Raw genomic sequence first — 18,891 nt, 5'->3', positions numbered from 1 at the left:
GGAGGGGTAGCGAAGTGGCTAAACGCGGCGGACTGTAAATCCGCTCCTTAGGGTTCGGCAGTTCGAATCTGCCCCCCTCCACCATCATAGTAAAGAATTAAGTACGCGGGTGTAGTTTAGTGGTAAAACCTCAGCCTTCCAAGCTGATGATGAGGGTTCGATTCCCTTCACCCGCTCCAAAACTAGGGCCTATAGCTCAGCTGGTTAGAGCGCACGCCTGATAAGCGTGAGGTCGATGGTTCGAGTCCATTTAGGCCCACCATTATTACTTTTTTATTTGTTCCGCAGTAGCTCAGTGGTAGAGCTATCGGCTGTTAACCGATCGGTCGTAGGTTCGAGTCCTACCTGCGGAGCCATTCTTATTGTATGAGAGATTATTCAAGTGGCTAAAGAGTTAGCGCTATCAATAGTATAGGAAAAAGCCGAGTGAATAGTTTCAGTCTTTTTTTCTATTAAATTTTACATATTTTTAAAAAACATATCGAAGAACTAATCCAAGTTGGGTTAGTTCTTTTTTATTTTCGATTTTGAGTAATGGATTTACTTAATAAAAACAATTAATGTAAACTGAAGTTACTTGAAATTTTCAAATAATTCATTTAGAGCAATAGAGTATTTAATCAAACTATTAAAAATAATATAATAAGGTGGGAGCTACCATGACAAAAAAAGAGTTGTTATTAGAACAAAGTGAAGAGTTGTTACTCAAAGTATTAAAAGACCGTTTTGAGAAAAATATGAATCGTCATAAAGGCCTTGAATGGGGTAAAATTCAAGCAAAACTGGCTGAAAATACCGAAAAACTATGGTCACTCAATGAAATGGAAAAAACTGAAGGTGAGCCTGATGTTGTTGGTTTTGATGAAGAGACGAATGAATACATTTTTATTGATTGTTCACAAGAAAGCCCTAAAGGCCGTAGAAGTGTTTGTTATGACCAAGAAGCGCTAGAGTCTAGAAAGAAACATAAACCTGAAAATAGCGCTATTAATATGGCGACTTCTATGGGAATCGAACTATTAACTGAAGATCAATATCGAGAGTTGCAGAAGCTTGGAAAGTTCGATATGAAAACATCGAGTTGGGTGCAAACACCAGCTGATATTAGAAAACTAGGTGGAGCACTATTTTGTGATTTTCGGTACGGACACGTGTTTGTGTACCACAATGGTGCAGACTCGTATTATGCTGCTAGAGGTTTTCGTGGGTCGCTAAGAGTATAAAATCTATAAAGTCTTCTAGAGGAGTAAAGATCAGTAGAGATACTGGTCTTTTTTTAATAATTTTAAAAATATGTTGGGATTTCCCTTGATACCTATTATAATAAAGTTGTAAGTACAAGGTTAGTGTATCATCTAACAATGTTGTAAGTACATGTTATTTAAGTTTTTCTTCAAATAAAAAGTAATAGTTCAGCAAAGGAGAGTATCCATGACAGAAATTAAAAATAGACTTATTACTCATTATGGTTTTAATGATGCAGAAAATATCGGAAAAGATCTCTCTGGTTTTGGGAATCATGCAACACCAGAAGGAACATCAAAACCAATAATAGAATCCGTAGGTGGAAGATTAGCGATAACGCTTGCAGGAGGAGAACATGGTTCTTCTTTTATGAAACTTCCAGTTGGTTTTCTAAAGGATATAAACGATTTAACAGGAATTACTGTCTCTACTTGGGTTTACTTAAGAAAAGGTACAAATGTATGGGAGAGGCTTTTTGATTTTGGTGAAAATTCATCTGGACCGTACCTTTTCTTATCACGAAATTTACGCGGTGTGTGTTTTTCAGACGGAGATCTTGTGGCAGATGCGGGAAGAACTTACTCTTCGGGAGAATGGTTACATGTTGCAATGTCGGTAAAAGGAACAGAAGGTGGGACATTGAGCAGCGCCGGACCTGTTATATACGTAAATGGTGAAGTAGCTGCAGATGGATCTATTAGCCAAACTTCGAGTGGTACATATAAAAAATTACGGAACTGGTTTGAAACGTTTTCAAATCCAGCAGGCTACGGCAATAATTTTATTGGACGTTCACAGCATGAAGTCGACCCGGATTTTAATGGTTCTTTAACAGATTTTCGCGTTTATAAAGCCGGTTTAACGCAAGATGAAGTAAATGAGGTTATGTGTGAATCTCTTACAGGTCGTGAAATTGTTCAACTCGCTAAGGACAAATATTTATCTTTTCCAATCACAGTTGTTACAAAGGATGTTTCTTTACCATCATCACTTATGGGTGGGAAAGTTTCTGTAACTTGGAAGTCAAGTGAAGAAGCTGTGTTATCAAATGAAGGTATAGTAGGAGACGTTGACATTCCAAAAGGTGTGACATTAACAGCCATATTAAACATAGGAGATGACACGACTGAAAAAGATTTTTCTGTGTCAGTACTTCCTAAAGGGGTTCCATCTCACCATCTTACCATTGACGGAAGCCAAGAAGTTTTAGATATTAGCAAAACATTATATGGATTGTTTTATGAAGATATTAACAATGCAGCAGATGGCGGTATTTATGCGGAGCTTGTTCAAAATCGCTCATTTGAGTCATTTGTTTTCGATACCTATTCTCATGCTTCAGGTGAATGTGGCTGCTCTTCGGGTAGAAACCATGAACCACTTCATGCTTGGTTTGGTGATATTGAAAACGTAATCGTTTACAATACTGGAGGTCTAAACGAATTCTTTGGGATTACCAGCCAAGATGTGAACTCTCATTATATAACCGTACCGAGTGGTAGCACGATAACTAATAGAGGATTTACTGATTCTAACAATCATTGTGCAATGTTTATTAGAAAAGAGAATTTATATGATTTTACCATTTGGGCTAAAGCTGAAAATGGAGGATCCATTACACTGCAGCTACAAGATCAGGATGGTGAGGGGATTAGTGATAGTATAACAGTCCAAATAGAAAGCGGTAACACTTGGAAGAAATACGGTGTTGATTCCAAAATTGCTTTAACTGGTAGCAAAACCGTTCTAGGTCAGCTTGCTTTAACCTTTAATGGCGAGATTTCTATCGATATGGTTTCTTTAATGCCAAGAGATGTTTGGGGAGCTGGAGATGAAGAACGATCAACTACGGCCCATTCAAATTATAAGGGAAATCCGAATTATCGATTAAGAAAAGATTTAGTGAATGCTCTAGTAGACTTACATCCTACATTTCTTCGTTTTCCTGGAGGATGTATATCTGAAGGCTCCTATATTTGGGATAATGTATATGAATGGAAAGACTCTGTAGGTGATATAGAGGTACGGAAAGAAAACTTCAATGTATGGGGTTATATGATGACGATGGGGTTAGGGTATATGGAATATTTCCAGTTAGCTGAAGACCTTAATGCAACACCATTACCTGTTATGGCTTGTGGTGTACTTTGTCAGGCTCGTTCGGATTATGTCCATCCTGCTGGGGGAGAGCTTAGAGATACATTTGTTAAAAGTTTTACAGATTTAATTGATTTTGCAATTAGTACTGATTTTGAAGAGAATGAGTGGGCGGCTTTGCGTAAAAGTATGGGTCATGAAGCACCGTTTGATCTTCATTATTTAGGTGTTGGAAATGAAAACTGGGGTACGGAGTTTTTTACGAACTTTGAATACTTTAAAGCGGCTATTGATGAATATATGGACAAGCATTATCCAGGTTATGAATTGCACATTCTTTCGACTGTTGGGGCACAAGCTGATGATGATGCTTATCAAGAAGGATGGGAGTTTTTAAGTGGGAATCTATCTGGATCTGGATCTGCAACCGTGAATTTTACAGACGGTAAGACGGTAACAGAGGAAACAGTTACTTGGTATGAAAAACAACCGAACTATATGGACACAATAGCAGACGAACATTATTATCGTTCTAATGAGTATTTGTTAAACAATGCTGATCGATACAATTATTATTATAGAGCTTATCAGCCGGACGGAAGTCTTGATGAGAGAGAGACCTCGAAGGTATTTGTTGGAGAATTTGCTTCAACAGATAAAAATACATTAGCAGGAGCGATTGCTGAAGCAGCCATTATGACAGGGTTTGAAAAGAATTCAGATGTGGTAAGATTAGCTGCTTATGCACCGTTATTTAACAAAGTGTTAACTGATGGAACATATCGCTGGACACCAGATTTGATTTGGTTTGACGTTGAAAGTGTCTGGTACACGCCGAACTACTATGTTCAACATTTGTTTGCCAAATATATTGGAAATAAATTGCTTGTACTTCGTTTTCAGCTTACAAAAATGGAAATCTAACAGAGCTCACGCCACGTGGTGGTATTGAAATAGCTGCTGGTAATGCTGATGTTCATGTTAAGAGTGTAAGAGTGATAGAAAATAAGAGTGAAAAAATACTACTAGACCAGGACTTCACAAAAGAATTGAATGCTGAGTGGGAAATCATCCCTGGATCAATTGGTTATAAAATTGACTCCGATAAAGGGCTGGTTTTACAGGCTCAAAATGGTGGATTAAACGGGTTATATATCATAAACGAAAGGTGGAGTGACTATAGAGTTGAAGTGAATGCAACAAAAGCTGGTGGTTCCGACGGTTTTTATGTTGGGGTAGGTCTTACAGATATTTCTCCTGAGAAAAAGAATGTTCTAGAATATGCTGTAGGTTATAACGGAAATGCTACTGGTGTGAAAGTTTATAAAGAGGGCGTTCAAGGGTATATGCTAGGTGACTACTCATCAAGTACAGCAGCTGGAAATTTGCGATCAAGTTGCTATGAAGAGCTGACAGATCATACTCCATACACTATTTCCGTTCAATATGGCGGTGAAACAGGGGACCGCCTTATATGCTCATACACAGATGGAACGTTTACAAGTAAGGTGCTAGATTACAAGTTAGAAGCCTACAACAGAGATATTTTCAACTCGGTTACAAAAGATGATCAACATGTTTATGTTAAATTAGTAAATGCTGATCCGTTCGAAAAAACAACGAAGATTTCATTTAAGGACATCCATGTAGCGGCTGAAGGAAAAATGGTAACAGTGACAGGAGATGAATCTCTTGTTCACACACCAAATGTTAACAAAAAGAACGCTGAGAAGGTTGTGCCATTTGAATCAACCATTAGAATTGATGATCACTCTACCGTTGTTACGTTAGCAGCAAATTCAGTTAATATCATTGTATTAGATAAAATATAAACAGTATCAGAGGATTTGATGTTCCACCTAAGAGCATCTATCCTCTTTTTTGTTCAAAAAAAGAGAGGAACAATCCTCTCTTCTAATCAATTGTTATCTGCCAACTTCGGCATAGCCTTCATCGCTTCTTTGCTTTCGATAATATCATCTGCTTGCTTCGCTCTCTTAATGAAGAATGCTAAGAAAAGGGCAAGTGCAGCAATAAATACAGAAATATAGAAAGCAAAGTTAATACCGTCTAATGTTGATTGCATCATGATTTGTTGTTTCATTTGGGCAATTTGCTCAGCTGTTGGTTGTGTTGTCATGCTACTAGCATTTTTTGTTGCTTCTTCAGCCAGCTCTTGACCTCTTGTTTCAGCACGATTAGACATGGCTGTAACAAGAAGTGCGGTACCAATTGCACCTGAGACTTGTTGAAGTGTGTTGTTCATCGCCGTTCCATGTGGGTAATACTTTGCAGGTAATTGATTTAAACCATTTGTTGATACCGGCATCATAACCATAGACATACCGAACATACGAACTGTGTAAAGAATGACTAAATTTGTGTATGTTGTTTCTAGTGTTAGCTGACTAAAGAAGTAGCTTGTTATAACAGTAATAGTTAAGCCTATAATTGCTAAAACACGGCCACCATATTTATCAAAAAGTCTGCCGTTAATAGGTGACATGACTGCCATCATAATGGCACCTGGCAATAACATTAACCCAGCATCAAATGGTGTGATACCACGTAAGTTTTGTGTATAAATAGGCAATAAAAGCATCCCAGAAAACATGGCCATCGTTACAACCATTGAAATAGACACGGACAGTGCATACATAGGGTATTTGAATATTTTAAAGTTCAACATTGGCTTTTCTTGTCTAATTTGTCTTAAGATAAACCATGCTAAGCCAATCACTCCAGCTGTGATTGTTCCATAAACATATGGACTGTCCCAGCCTTTGCTTCCTGCAGAACTAAATCCGTAAAGTAACCCCCCAAATCCTACGCTTGAGAGAACCACAGAAAAGTAATCCAAAGTAATATTTACGGTTTCCTTTTTATCTTTAATTAAGAAAATACCTAATAAGAACACAATTACTGCGATTGGTGTAACAAAGTGGAATAACATTCTCCAATTATAATGTTCTACAAGCCAGCCTGACAATGTTGGTCCAATTGCTGGAGCTCCCATTAGTATCAGCCCGAATACTCCCATTGCTGCTCCTCGTTTTTCAACAGGAAAGCTTACTAGCATCACATTCATTAATAGTGGCATTAAAATTGCTGAGCCTGATGCTTGCGTCATTCTTCCTATTAGTAGGATTGAAAATTCATGAGCAACTCCAGCTAAAATTGTTCCAGTTAAAAATAAGCCTAGCGCAGCGATAAAGAGCTTTCGCACGGAATATTTTTAAATTAAAAAAGCTGTTGTTGGAATTAAAATTCCATTCACTAGCATATATCCAGTTGTTAGCCATTGAACGGTTGAAGCCTCAACCTTTAAATCGTTCATAATTGATGGTAGGGCAATATTCAATAGTGTATTATTTAAAAACGCTATGAATGCAGCAACCATTAATACAGCTAATAGGCCATATGGTGGTCGTTGTTCTTGTTGTTTATTACCTGTTTGTTCCATACTTTCCTCTCCTATACAATCAGTATAAATAGTTGAACCGTTTGTTCACATAGACTATATCTTATTACATCTAATCTATTTTTGTCTATAAAAATGTTTTTATGTTTTTCTGTGTTTGTGTAATCTCAATAATTAAGATAGGATAAAAAAGATGTAATTATTTTTGTTTTCTAAAAGGTGATAAAATGAATGAACGAAAAATACGAGTGATTAAAAAAGCGCATCAATTATTTATTGAAAAAGGATTTCAAGCAACATCCATACAAGATATTTTAGAATTCAGTAATATTTCTAAAGGAACATTCTATAATTATTTTTCCTCAAAAAATGAATTATTAATTGCTATTTTTTCATCTATTTATAAAAGAATTGAAGAAGAGAGAAGCTCCTTATTAATTGGAAAAGACCCAGCTGATCTTGAAATCTTTATAGATCAAGTAAAGCTTCATATGGAAATAAACCGAAAAAATAATCTCTTAAAACTCCTTGAGGAAGTTACGTTCATTAAGGATGAGGAATTAAACCAAGCGATTAAAAAGGGACAATGGCTAACGATACGATGGACGTACAAGAGGTTTATTGAGTTATATGGGAAAGAAAAACAACCTTTTCTATTAGATTGTGCGATTATGTTTTTGGGGATTTTACAGCAAAACATGAGGTATTACTCATTAGCTTATGAATCAAACCGTGATTATGATTTTGTTGTAAGATATAGTGTTCAGAGAATGAAATCAATCGTTGATGAAGTATCTGAAAGGCAAGAGCAATTATTTAACCCTGAACTAGTTGAAAGGCTAATAGGAGATAAAAATAACAGTAAATATTCACAAGAATTACTAATTCAAACTATTTCAGACTTGAAGAAAATAATCCAGGCTGTAGAGAACCATGAAAAATACACGGAGCTTCTAGAATTGATACAAGAAGAAATAACAGAGGCAAAACATCCAAGACAACACCTAATCGCAATCTCTCTCGATAACATAAAAGCAAACGAACAAATTGCACAAACAGAAGAACTCCAAACACTAGAAAAGTTTATAAAAGGGACATAGGGACAGGTGAACTGTCCCGTTTTTAATCATTCAAATCTTATTTCACAGCCTAATACCCTCTATGCACATTCAATCGAATACTTATTTGCTTTTAATTACTTTTCATGTATCTTAAATTGAATTTAATAAGTTTGAAGTTACTATTTTCATAAAATATATTTTGATAAAAATTATGGGGGAAAATAGTGAAAGGCTGTTAGAACGTTGTTACTCTAAGATTTTTATTGAGGTTTATTTTTAATATAGAGTAAAAGTTTATTATTGTAAAATTAGATACTGAAAGCGCGTTCAAATTAAGTTTCAGAAAATTAAAACTGTTTGTTGACACCCATGATTTATGGAGGTAGAATAAAAGCAATTAATAAACGCGTGTTCACGAGAGAAGGGAAAGACATTGAAAAGAAACAATAAAATTAACAGCACACAAATTGCTCAACTTGCAGGTGTTTCCAGAAGTACTGTAAGTAGAGTCATAAACAATTACAAAAGTGTTCCACCAGAAACAAAGGAAAAAGTAATGAAAGTTATTAAAGAATATAATTACTTCCCAGATATGTCTGCGCAAGTTCTTGCAGGCAAAAACATGAGGAATATTGGATTATTTATTATTGATAAAGGCGGTGTTTCGAGTGATCCAACAAGCAATACTCTAATTACTAGTATGATAGAAGAAGCATCGTCTCAAGATTATTATGTATTAACCAATATAATACAAGACTGCAAATCTCCCAAAAATATCGAACGAATCAAAACCGTTTTTTATCAAAATCGAATTGATGCGGGTATTTTTATGGGTGCTGATAATCATGAACCTTTCATTGAGGAACTGATTGCAGAAGGGTTTATTATCGGAATTGTTGATCAAGATTTACCAGGCCGAAATGAACCAAATCGTATTGTTTATAGTTTTGATAATGAAAGTGGTGCTATGAAAGCAGTTGACTACTTAGTTAGTTTAAATCATCAGATGATAGGCATTATCAATGGTGATATTAAAAGGCACGCCGGATTAGCCCGACATGAAGGCTATCTTAAAGCGATGAAGAAACATGGTTTACCGATTAGAAAAGAATGGATTTTACAATCTGACTTCAGCAGTACAAGTGGCTATACAACAATGAAAAATTTCTTAAACACAAACCCTGAATTGCCGTCTGCGTTTTTTGCAGCAAATGATAGCATTGCATTCGGGGCCATTCGAGCTCTTAACGAAAAAAAGATCCAAGTACCATCAGATGTATCCATTATTGGTATTGATGATCACGTGTTAAGTCAGTTATATCATCCCCCATTAACAACGTTTAAAGCAGATTTTACTGGAATGATGCAAAGACTTACTCAAGATGTGATCACCACAATTGAACAAGATAATAAAGAGGGGATTAAAGTGGTAATGGGTTCTGAGTTGATTGAAAGAGAGTCATGCATTACTCTTTAATCCTCTTCCTTGCTAATAAATGTATGCGTTTACTTTTTGATTAGCGAGGACTCTATCTTTGTATAAAGTAGTAACTACACACAAAAATAAACGCGCGTTTACAAAAACCTTTAAAGGGGGTGTTTACTGGAGAAACATAATTTTCTTGTAAACAATGTCACTTTTGCAATGTCTGGGGGAAATTTTTTCATAAAATAGGGGGTTTAGTCATGAAGAAAATCGTCTCAATGAGTTTTATTTCGTTACTTGTCTTTATTTTAGTCCTTTCAGGTTGTTCGAGTTCAGATTCTTCCTCTTCATCAACATCTAACGAAAACTCCAAAGAATTTACATACTGGTATCCGTGGGGAGGAGATTCTGAAAAATGGGATAAAGACCGAATTGCAGCATATGAAGCAGAAGAAGGAGCAAAGGTGAATGCTGTATATGTTCCAGACGGTATAACAAATGGAAAGCTGTTATCGGCGATATCTGGAGGAAATCCACCGGACTTAGTATTAGGAGATGGAAATGACTATCAACTTGCTTATAGTCTAGCAGCTCAAGGTGCTTTAGAACCACTGGATGATTATTTAAAGGAAGCAGGTTTTGATGAAAATAGTGTTTTAGATGGATTCAAAGATTTAATGAAATCATCTGATGGAAAAACATATATTCTTCCACAAGATTCCAATGTAAACTTACTCTACTATAATGTTGACATGTTTGAAGCAGCAGGACTAGATCCTGATAACCCACCACAGACAATTGAAGAGCTTGATAAGGCTGCTGAAGCTTTGACGAAAGTAAAAGATGATGGAAGTTTCGAGACGTTAGGGTTTATTCCTTGGATTGATGCAGGTGAAGATCCGTACACATGGCCATGGGCGTTTGGTGCGACTATGTATGACACAGACGCGAAAAAAGTCACATTGAATGAGCAGCCTATGGTTGAGGCATTTACATGGATGGACACTTATGCGAAGAAATATGATCCAGAGAAAATTAAATCTTTCACTTCTGGATTTGGTGGGGCATTTTCTCCAGACCATCCATTCATGAAAGGAAAAGTAGCCATGACTGTGAATGGAAACTGGTTTGCAAATGCGTTGAAAATTTATTCTCCAGATACCAAATATAAAGTAGCACCAATTCCTAGCCCACCAGATGGAAGAAAAGATTCTAGTGTGTTTGGAACAAACGTCTTTTTTGTACCAAAAGGAGCAAAAAATCCACAAGCCGCTATTAACTTTGCTTTATATGGAAACCAAGACAAAGTCTTAGCGGATAACATTAATATTTGGCGATCCATTTCCATATGGAAAGAAAAATCAGATGCGATTGAATGGGAAAATGATCCAGTATATGATACCGTTCTAAAGGTTGCTGCATCCCCAGATTCAGGTCATCCTGCTCTCACATCTGTAGCAAGTGAGATGGGTGATGAACTAACTAGTATACGAGATGGTGTGATCTATAATCATGATGATCCTGCACAGCTTCTTCAAAAGGCACAGGATAAATTACAAGAAACTTTAGAGAAAAAGTAAAGTAGAGCAACCGGATTTTGCTAACTAACTCAAAATCCGGTGCTTTTTTAAAAACGGTAAGGAGGGAGACATTGAATTATGACACTTCCAGCGGCTGAAACAAATCATCAACGTGACGTTCACCCTAATCAACAGCAAGCAACCACACTAAGGAAAATGAATAAAAAGCTTAATAAGTTAGCAGTATACTTGATTTTGATTCTATTTTCGTTAGCGTTTATTGTACCATTTGTTTGGCTCATATCAGGCTCATTGAAAAGCAGTACGGAACTTTTTGCCGATCCCCCCATTTGGATTCCTGAGGTTCTAAATTGGTCAAATTATACTGAGGCTTTCACCGCATTTCCATTCTTTTTATATCTAAAGAATACACTCATCATTGTCTTTTTTACATGTATAGGTGCAGTTCTTTCTAATTCTCTCATTGCCTATGGTTTTTCAAGAATTGATTGGAAATATCGTGATGGCATTTTCATCGTCGTTTTAGCAACATTGATGCTTCCTTTTCAAGTTATCATGATTCCTTTATTCCTCTTATTCAAAGAAATTGGTTGGATTGGCACTTACTATCCATTAATTGTTCCACACTTTTTTGGAAACGCATTCTTTATTTTCCTATTACGACAGTTTTTCAAAGGCATACCAAAAGAATTATCTGAAGCTGCTAAAATGGATGGCGCAAATGAGTTTATCGTCTTCTGGAAAGTCATTTTACCACTATCAAAGCCGATTCTAGCAACAGTCGTGATCTTTCAATTTATTGAAGCGTGGCGAGATTTCCTTGGACCGTTAATTTTCTTAAGTGACAATAGCCACTACACCCTATCATTAGGTGTTCAGCAAATTATGTCACAAAATGATCCACGATGGGGCTTACTCATGGCTATCGGTGTGGCTATGACACTACCAATCATTATTATTTTTTTCTTCCTACAACGTTATTTTATTGAAGGGATTACATTTACAGGGTCTAAAGGGTAGAGGAAGTTTCCTGTTTAAATGAACAAAGCTAGGGAAACGTCCGAAGGCAAGCGCAGTCCCGTGACCGTAGGTAATTTTAATTAGTAAACTCTATCAAAAAACAGGAGGTGTTATTTTATGAACTCACAAAAACGAAATATGAGAAATGGTTTGCTATTCATTTCTCCATGGATTATCGGTTTTCTCTGTTTTACAGCTTATCCCATGTTTAGTTCTCTCTACTATTCGATGACAGAGTATAACTTAATTTCTGACCCATCATTTGTAGGATTCAACAATTATAAACAGCTTCTATTTGAAGATGATTTGTTTATAACCGTTCTAGGAAACACCATGTATATGATTTTTGTGGGATTAACACTTACAACTGTCGTGACAATCTTTATTGCGATTCTATTAAACACAAAGGATATTAAAGGAATTTCATTTTTTAGAGTTGTCTTTTTCATTCCAACGCTTGTTCCATTTGTTGTTCTAGCTATTTTGTGGATTTGGGTATTACAGCCAGATTCTGGTGTGGTCAATTCGATTCTTGGCCTTGTTGGAATCGATGGGCCAGGATGGTTTTCAAGTCCAACCTGGGCAAAGCCAGGATTTATTATTATGGCCATTTGGATGTCAGGAAACATGATTTTAATTTACTTGGCTGCACTTGGTGATATTCCGAAATCTTTATATGAAGCTGCTTCAATAGATGGAGCGAATGTTCTTCAAAAAGTTTTTCATATTACCTTACCAGGTTTAAGACCAGCGATTTTATTTAATTCCATAACAGGTATGATCGCCGTCTTTCAATCATTCGCAGAAGCGTTCATTATTACCGATGGAGGACCTGATAACTCGACGTTATTCTATTCACTCTATCTTTATCGAAATGCGTTTCAGTATTTCAATATGGGATACGCTTCAGCACAAGCCTGGATATTACTAATTATCGCCTTACTCATGACAATGACGTTCTTTAAACTATCAAAAAGATGGGGATTTGAAGATTAATACTCGTGAACGACAATGGTTTTTCCATTGTAAATATAAATGATTTAAAAAGGAGCATTCCTGTTAGAAGGATTTTCGGGGACTTGAACAAAAAAGAGCCCTCTTGGTATGATACGGGGTGTCAAAATCTGCAGAAATTGACCCCTAATTTGTTAACCAAGGAGGACTCCATAATGGATTTTAAACAAAACCATAAAATAAATCAAGTCACTGAAAAAACACTCGTTGTCGGAATCGACATTGCGAAGCGAAAACATTTCGCCTGCTTTGTAGATGATCGTGGGAGAGTGCTCCAAAAATCATTTTCTGTATTACAGTCTAATGATGGTTTCCAGCATTTTTATCATCGTATTCTAACTGCGATGAAAGAACACGAAAAAACAGAAGTCATCGTAGGGATTGAACCTACTGGCCATTACTGGCTTAATTTAGCCTATTTCCTTGATGAACGAGGCATTCCCCTCGCAATGGCTAATCCTTTGCACGTCAAGCGTTCAAAAGAGTTGGACGACAATTTACCAACCAAACATGACCGCAAGGATGCACTGGTGATCGCTCGTCTCATAAAAGATGGACGCTTTAGTTATCCACGTATTTTGAAAGACATTGAGGCGGAACTTCGTGTTGGGTCAACATTTAGAGGTAAGTTGACAGAGGAATTTGGTGCTGTCAAAAATATGATGATTCGCTGGTTAGATCGATATTTTCCAGAATTCACTCAGGTGTTTCCGTCATTCGGGAAAATGGCTCTGGCAGTACTTGAATGTACTCCATTTCCAAGTGATCTATTTCAAAAGCAGCCAGATGAAGTCTTATCGCTTTACCGACAGGTTGAGGGGCTAAAATCTCCCCAACGACCAAAAGCAATACAACTTATTGAAGTCAGTTCTAACTCCATCGGAGTAACAGAAGGACGTGAGATGGCCCGTATTGAAATTGCCACGCTCGTTCGCCGTTACAACCAGTTGGAACAAGAAATTGAAAGCATTACACAGCAATTAGTTACGCTTGTACAAACGTCTGTAGAGTACGAATGGCTCTCAACGGTTCAAGGACTCGGCGATACCACAATCGTTGATTTGTTGGCCGAAATCGGTAGCTTTTCACACTATGAAGATCCACGCCAAATCATTAAACTTGCGGGATTAACTTTACGTGAAAACTCTTCCGGCCAGCACAAAGGGCAAAAACATATCTCCAAACGGGGAAGAAGAAAGCTTCGTGCCCTCCTTTTCCGAGTGATGATGCCAATGGTTCGCCATAATGAAGCCTTTCGAAAGCTGCATGAATATTACACTAACCGTAAGGTTAACCCGTTACGGAAGAAGCAATCTATTGTGGTTCTATGCGGAAAACTAATAAAAGTCTTACATGGAATAAGTACAAAGCACAAAGCTTTTGACGCACAGCGAATGATGAAGGATATTCCTAGTCTCGCAGAGGCTATGTAAAGTTCTACATCCCCTAATAGACCTAGACAACAGGATGACACGGAGAAGCTGGCACTATTTTTCCCATCCGACCTCGAGTCCCTAAAGGAGCTTCGCTAGCCTCTGCCTTATGACTAGACCGAACGAAGGAATGTAGGCACATAGATGCCCAGAGACATGGGAGGGTACGTCATCATAAGCTACGCAGAGATCCATTGTGCATCGCATAATTCCAGAGCACTACTTACCATCATTATCCAGTAGTGACCGCGTAGCGTACCCATACATTGGAATAGTTTCACAAAATATGAAAAATTTATTAGGATGCGTGTCGATAAATATTTTTTTGACACTCCGCCAACGGGTCAAACCGTTGATAAATCAACATTTATAGAGGGAGAGGAAAAAGTATGCCAAATCAAACTCAATCTCAAAATGGTGTGTTAGGTACAAATGTAATCGCTCAAATTGGTATTTTAGTTCATGATATAGAAACGGTTTCACAGGCTTATGCGGATTTCTTTGGAGTTGAAAAGCCGCAATGGAATTGGACCGATTCAGTTGATAAGGCTCAAACAGAATTCGAAGGAGCAACTTCTGAAGCACGTTCAAAGCTGGCATTTTTTGATATGGGATCACTTCAGTTAGAATTAATAGAACCAGATCATCATCCGAGCACGTGGAGAAATCACCTGAATGAACATGGAGAAGGACCACATCATATTGCGTTTGTGATTGATGGAATGAAAGAAAAAGTAGCGGTAATGGAAGGAAAAAATATGCCTCTTGTACAAAAAGGGGAATATACAGGTGGGCGCTATGCGTATATGGACACGTTCAAGGATTTAAAGATTATGCTCGAGCTTCTTGAAAATGATAAATAGGAGGAAGAGATCTTGAATAAAATAGAAAACAACAATCTGATGAAAATTGGCTTAGTCGTTGATGATATTCATGCTGCTGCAAAAAACTTTTCCAAATTATTTGGTGTTGAAATGCCCAAGATTATGCTACCACCTGAGGAATATAGTCCTGACCCAACAGGTGAAACTTACACCGTGTTTCGGGGGGAACATGTTCCAGCACGTGTAAAATTGGCAAATCTTCAAATGGGTCCTGTTACAGTCGAGCTTTTAGAGCCACTTGACGAAGTAAGTCCTTATACAGAGTTTAAGCAAAAACATGGGCAAGGTGTTCAATTTATTACGTTTACGGTTAATGGATTTGAAGAACACATAAATTTTGTAGAAGATAAGGGTGTTCCTTTAGTACATAAAGGAGAATATGGAGTTGGTCGTTATTGCTTCTTCGACTCGGTTCCACAGCTTGGTGTCATGTTGGGACTGCAAGAATTAGGAAGAAAACCAGTATAAGGAGGCTTTTATGAAATTATTCATCACAGGTGCTAACCGTGGGTTAGGTCTGGCACTTACAACAGAAGCGGTAAAGAGGGGACACACTGTTTTTGCTGGTGTAAGAAATCCGCAGAAACAAAGTGATGCCATAAACCACCTATGTTCAATTTTTCCAAATAAAGTTCAGCTTCTTCAACTTGATGTAGCTGATGAATCAACCTGTCAAGAAGCAGCTGAAAAGCTGAGAGCAGAAAACATCTCGCTTAATGTGATCATCAACAATGCAGGAATTTTAGATGAGCGTTCAAAAACAATCAAAGAAATTGATATTGAGAAGGTGGAGCAAACCTTCAATATTAACCTTTTTGGACCAATGCGTGTGGTTAAGCATTTTTTACCGCTTCTCTACAAAGGGTCAGATTCAACCGTGATTAACATTTCATCTGAAGCGGGAAGTTTTCAAAATGCTTATGGTGGGGATTATCCTTATGCACTTTCAAAAAGTGCATTAAACATGTTTTCGGAGCAGCTTAGAAAATATTTAAAAGAAGATGAGGTTTCTGTGTATGCGGTTCATCCTGGCTGGATCAAAACAGATATGGGTGGAGAGAAGGCTCCAGGTTCACCGGAAGAATCGGCACATGGTATTATGGATATTATTGAAAGAAAAACGAAAATTAATCATAACTCTTCTTTTATTAACTTTAAGGGGGAGGCAATACCACAATAAAAAATTGACCCTCAAACACTGTTTGGGGGTCAAAAAATGATAGGGATTTGGTAGTGTCAAAAGATTTATGAAAACTACCTAAAGGGTTAGCTTCTCTCCTATTTACTGGATGGAGATGCGCCGCAATCTCTCTTGACAAACACGCCAATGGTTTGTGGATTGTTTAACAAGGGCGAAGGGAACAAAAGAAGGCATACCAAATAAGCCCTTGGTTGTTTCCATTTTAAACCATTGGCAAGTTCGGTTTGTCAAGAGTTCGCTCCGCCGATTGCTGAATTAGCTTAAGGGCTCAGCTAAACAAAAAGTTAGGCTTGTCTTTGTTCTACTATCCATTGTTGTGCTAATCCAATGAGCTTTGTCCAACGTGCTGGCATTGTTGGAAGCCCCTTGAGTTCTGGATTCACTACGGGCACTTTTCCTTCTAAGGCGGCATGCGGACGCAAAAAGTTAAAGTAGGCCGTAAATAAGGTGACGTATGAAATGGAACCATGTTCAGAGCCGAATCCATGAGTGGAGCGATAATTGCCCTTAAAGGTGCGGTTAAGTCTCTCAATTATTTGTTTCATTGGTCTATATTCGGTTGAAACAGGGTCCTCATTGGTTAATCCAATGACCTGCTTCACATCGAATAAAATCTCATGTTGAGCGAAGAAATGTTGGGCTAAAAGATAGATTGGATTCCCGTCTACCACAAAGGTCAGATTTTCTGGAATCTCTTTCATCTTGATTAAGACCTCATCAATTGCTCGAATGGCTGTTGCTGTGTCTCGATTAGGCGACACCGGATACGAAAGAATAATCTTTTTCACGGCGTCAAAAAAGAAAAATAAATAATGCCATCGACCGTTTACTCTGATATACGTTTCATCACCGCAGAATTGGTCTGAAAGTTCATAGGGATAGTGATCCACATAAGGTTTAAGTAATAAAGCTACGCTATTTTCGTAGTTCAATACAGTCTGATGTGAAATCATCACTCCGTGTACGTCCTGCATAATCGCAGCTGTTTTACGGGCCGAAAGGCCATAGTTTACATGATAGGTTAGGATCAATCCTAATGTATGTGGGGATGCATAAATCTTTGATAAGTCCACGGCCGGCAGTTCTGGTGATTCCTTAGATAACGGCTGGAAATCGATATAAAACTGACGGAAAATGTATCTCAATTTAAATGCTTGAGGGTCCTTTTTGAACCTTTTCTTTTCTTTTGAAGTCATCCCATTGAGCTTCTTTTGATAATAAGAACAGTCATTGTTCTTGCACTTAAACACGTGAAAATCTTTTCTTTCTTTTATTTTCTCGAGAGTCTTGGAACAATGAGGACACTTCAGGATGGCCTCCTTAGAGTAACGGTTCTTTTCACTGAAAAGTTCTGTACACACCTTGCATTGATACTGACCTTTATCTCCATTGTTGGCATAAAGATAATCCGATGGAGCACCACACTTTGGACAGTTCATGGCTTTAGGTACGGAAACTTTTGCATTCTTACGCCTTTGAACAGGTTTGAGAGCTTTCCCGTTCTTCTCTAGATATTCACTAAGAAGAACTCGATAATCAAGCTGTTCTAGAACTTCAATGACCGGAAGGTCATCCACTTGAAGTTTTCGATAAGGTTTATTTACGGGCTGTTCAGTAGGTTTATCGAACATGCTTTTACCAATCAATAAAGTAAGCAATGTTCGAATGAGTTGTTCTTGATAGTTTATAAAAGTTAATAAATAGGTTATAATTTGAGGGTACAAATTGTCACTTCCATTCTTGGTTGTTGGGTGTGTGGTAACCTCAATTATCCAAAGAATTTAGGGGGTGGCAATTTTTTTGCCTATAAAGCCCTCTATGGAGATATTTTATAACCTATTTCTTATAGAAGTTTTGACAATACGAGGGATTTTATGGGAGGGAATCGTATGAAAAGAATTGTTGCTCTTTTAGGTGATTACTATCACCCAAAGGAATGGAGTATCTCTGCCTTAAATAAGGCGTTAACATTACTAAATAAAGAAGAAAATATTGAATGTAAGATCATTCAAACGAGTAAGATACAAGAAGAATTATCAAAAAAACCTGACGCGGTGATTTTATTTAAGGAAGACCGACTCAATCCAGCCGACGAAAACGTTGAAACATGGATGACAGAAGATATAGCAGAAGCCATTGCTCAATATGTTAAACAGGGAGGCGGATGGTTAGCTTGGCATTCAGGACTTGCCTCTTATTCAATTGAAAGTAGCTATACGAAAATGTTAAGAGGACACTTTGAATTCCATCCTGTTGAACATGCTCATGTAAAATATACTAGTTTAGAAGGAAAAGATTTGTTTGGTCCTGTTTCATTTGAAATTCTAGATGAACACTATTTTGTAAAAGTTGATGAAGAGCATACGAATGTCTTTTTAAAATCAGAATCAGTAGACGGCAACTCAATTGGAGGCTGGTCTCATCATTATGGTGAAGGTCGAGTATGCTGTCTTACACCTGCTCATAACGAAGAAGGGCTGGTACATGAAGACTTTATTAGAATTCTTGCAAGTACGATTGAATGGGTAAGTGGGACGTAGGGACAGGT

At 37.4% G+C, this 18,891-nt stretch carries 12 protein-coding genes, 4 tRNA genes and 2 pseudogenes; 16 read left to right on the top strand and 2 right to left on the bottom strand.

Going from position 1 to position 18,891, the window contains the following annotated elements; translation table 11 throughout:
* The 6 genes and pseudogenes from LPC09_RS13950 (at position 1) to LPC09_RS13925 (ending at position 5,174) form a co-directional block, all read left to right on the top strand.
* Positions 1–84 (top strand) — tRNA-Tyr (locus tag LPC09_RS13950).
* 21 nt (positions 85–105) lie between these two features.
* Positions 106–179 (top strand) — tRNA-Gly (locus LPC09_RS13945).
* Between the two features lie 6 nt (positions 180–185).
* A tRNA-Ile gene (locus tag LPC09_RS13940) sits at positions 186–262 on the top strand.
* A 19-nt stretch (positions 263–281) separates the two neighbouring features.
* Positions 282–356, top strand: a tRNA-Asn gene (locus LPC09_RS13935).
* 303 nt (positions 357–659) lie between these two features.
* Positions 660–1,223, top strand: coding sequence for a DUF4256 domain-containing protein (locus LPC09_RS13930; RefSeq protein WP_098797307.1), 564 nt, complete (start codon positions 660–662; stop codon positions 1,221–1,223).
* Positions 1,224–1,431: 208 nt separating this feature from the next.
* Positions 1,432–5,174, top strand: a pseudogene (locus LPC09_RS13925) (alpha-L-arabinofuranosidase C-terminal domain-containing protein).
* 86 nt (positions 5,175–5,260) lie between these two features.
* Here the strand turns inward: LPC09_RS13925 and LPC09_RS13920 are convergent.
* A pseudogene (locus LPC09_RS13920) lies at positions 5,261–6,805 on the bottom strand (DHA2 family efflux MFS transporter permease subunit).
* Between the two features lie 185 nt (positions 6,806–6,990).
* On the opposite strand from LPC09_RS13920, the gene LPC09_RS13915 reads away from it, so the two are divergent.
* The 9 genes from LPC09_RS13915 to LPC09_RS13875 all read left to right on the top strand — a co-directional run bounded on the left by LPC09_RS13915 (position 6,991) and on the right by LPC09_RS13875 (position 16,322).
* Positions 6,991–7,863, top strand: coding sequence for a TetR/AcrR family transcriptional regulator (locus LPC09_RS13915; RefSeq protein ID WP_231307585.1), 873 nt, complete (start codon positions 6,991–6,993; stop codon positions 7,861–7,863).
* Between the two features lie 394 nt (positions 7,864–8,257).
* Positions 8,258–9,301, top strand: a complete 1,044-nt coding sequence (locus LPC09_RS13910; RefSeq protein WP_231307584.1) for a LacI family DNA-binding transcriptional regulator — start codon at positions 8,258–8,260, stop codon at positions 9,299–9,301.
* Positions 9,302–9,510: 209 nt separating this feature from the next.
* Positions 9,511–10,830: an ABC transporter substrate-binding protein gene (locus tag LPC09_RS13905; protein WP_098797310.1), complete on the top strand. Its 1,320-nt coding sequence runs from the start codon at positions 9,511–9,513 to the stop codon at positions 10,828–10,830.
* 78 nt (positions 10,831–10,908) lie between these two features.
* Positions 10,909–11,811 carry a carbohydrate ABC transporter permease gene (locus tag LPC09_RS13900; protein WP_231307583.1) on the top strand — a complete coding sequence of 301 codons (903 nt, stop codon included), beginning with the start codon at positions 10,909–10,911 and terminating at the stop codon, positions 11,809–11,811.
* A 117-nt stretch (positions 11,812–11,928) separates the two neighbouring features.
* Positions 11,929–12,807, top strand: coding sequence for a carbohydrate ABC transporter permease (locus LPC09_RS13895; RefSeq protein ID WP_098799817.1), 879 nt, complete (start codon positions 11,929–11,931; stop codon positions 12,805–12,807).
* A gap of 173 nt (positions 12,808–12,980) precedes the next feature.
* Positions 12,981–14,258 carry an IS110 family RNA-guided transposase gene (locus tag LPC09_RS13890; protein ID WP_098799709.1) on the top strand — a complete coding sequence of 426 codons (1,278 nt, stop codon included), beginning with the start codon at positions 12,981–12,983 and terminating at the stop codon, positions 14,256–14,258.
* Between the two features lie 389 nt (positions 14,259–14,647).
* On the top strand, positions 14,648–15,121 hold the full coding sequence (locus LPC09_RS13885; RefSeq protein ID WP_098798805.1) for a VOC family protein: 474 nt from the start codon (positions 14,648–14,650) through the stop codon (positions 15,119–15,121).
* Positions 15,122–15,133: 12 nt separating this feature from the next.
* The gene (locus tag LPC09_RS13880; RefSeq protein ID WP_098798804.1) at positions 15,134–15,610 is read left to right on the top strand and encodes a VOC family protein; all 477 of its coding nucleotides are present in this window, start codon (positions 15,134–15,136) and stop codon (positions 15,608–15,610) included.
* A gap of 10 nt (positions 15,611–15,620) precedes the next feature.
* Entirely contained in the window at positions 15,621–16,322 is a 702-nt protein-coding gene (locus tag LPC09_RS13875; protein ID WP_231307582.1) for an SDR family oxidoreductase, read from the top strand.
* 305 nt (positions 16,323–16,627) lie between these two features.
* Here LPC09_RS13875 and LPC09_RS13870 read toward each other — a convergent pair whose 3' ends face one another.
* Entirely contained in the window at positions 16,628–18,067 is a 1,440-nt protein-coding gene (locus LPC09_RS13870) for a DDE-type integrase/transposase/recombinase (RefSeq protein WP_098795475.1), read from the bottom strand.
* A gap of 165 nt (positions 18,068–18,232) precedes the next feature.
* On the opposite strand from LPC09_RS13870, the gene LPC09_RS13865 reads away from it, so the two are divergent.
* Positions 18,233–18,883, top strand: coding sequence for a ThuA domain-containing protein (locus LPC09_RS13865; RefSeq protein ID WP_231307581.1), 651 nt, complete (start codon positions 18,233–18,235; stop codon positions 18,881–18,883).
* The last annotated feature ends 8 nt before the right edge of the window (positions 18,884–18,891 follow it).

Origin of the sequence: Metabacillus sp. B2-18 (genome assembly GCF_021117275.1) — a bacterium.
Taxonomy (GTDB): Bacteria; Bacillota; Bacilli; order Bacillales; family Bacillaceae; genus Metabacillus.
Note: the sequence above shows the minus strand (reverse complement) of the source record. Positions and strands in the feature narration are given on the sequence as shown.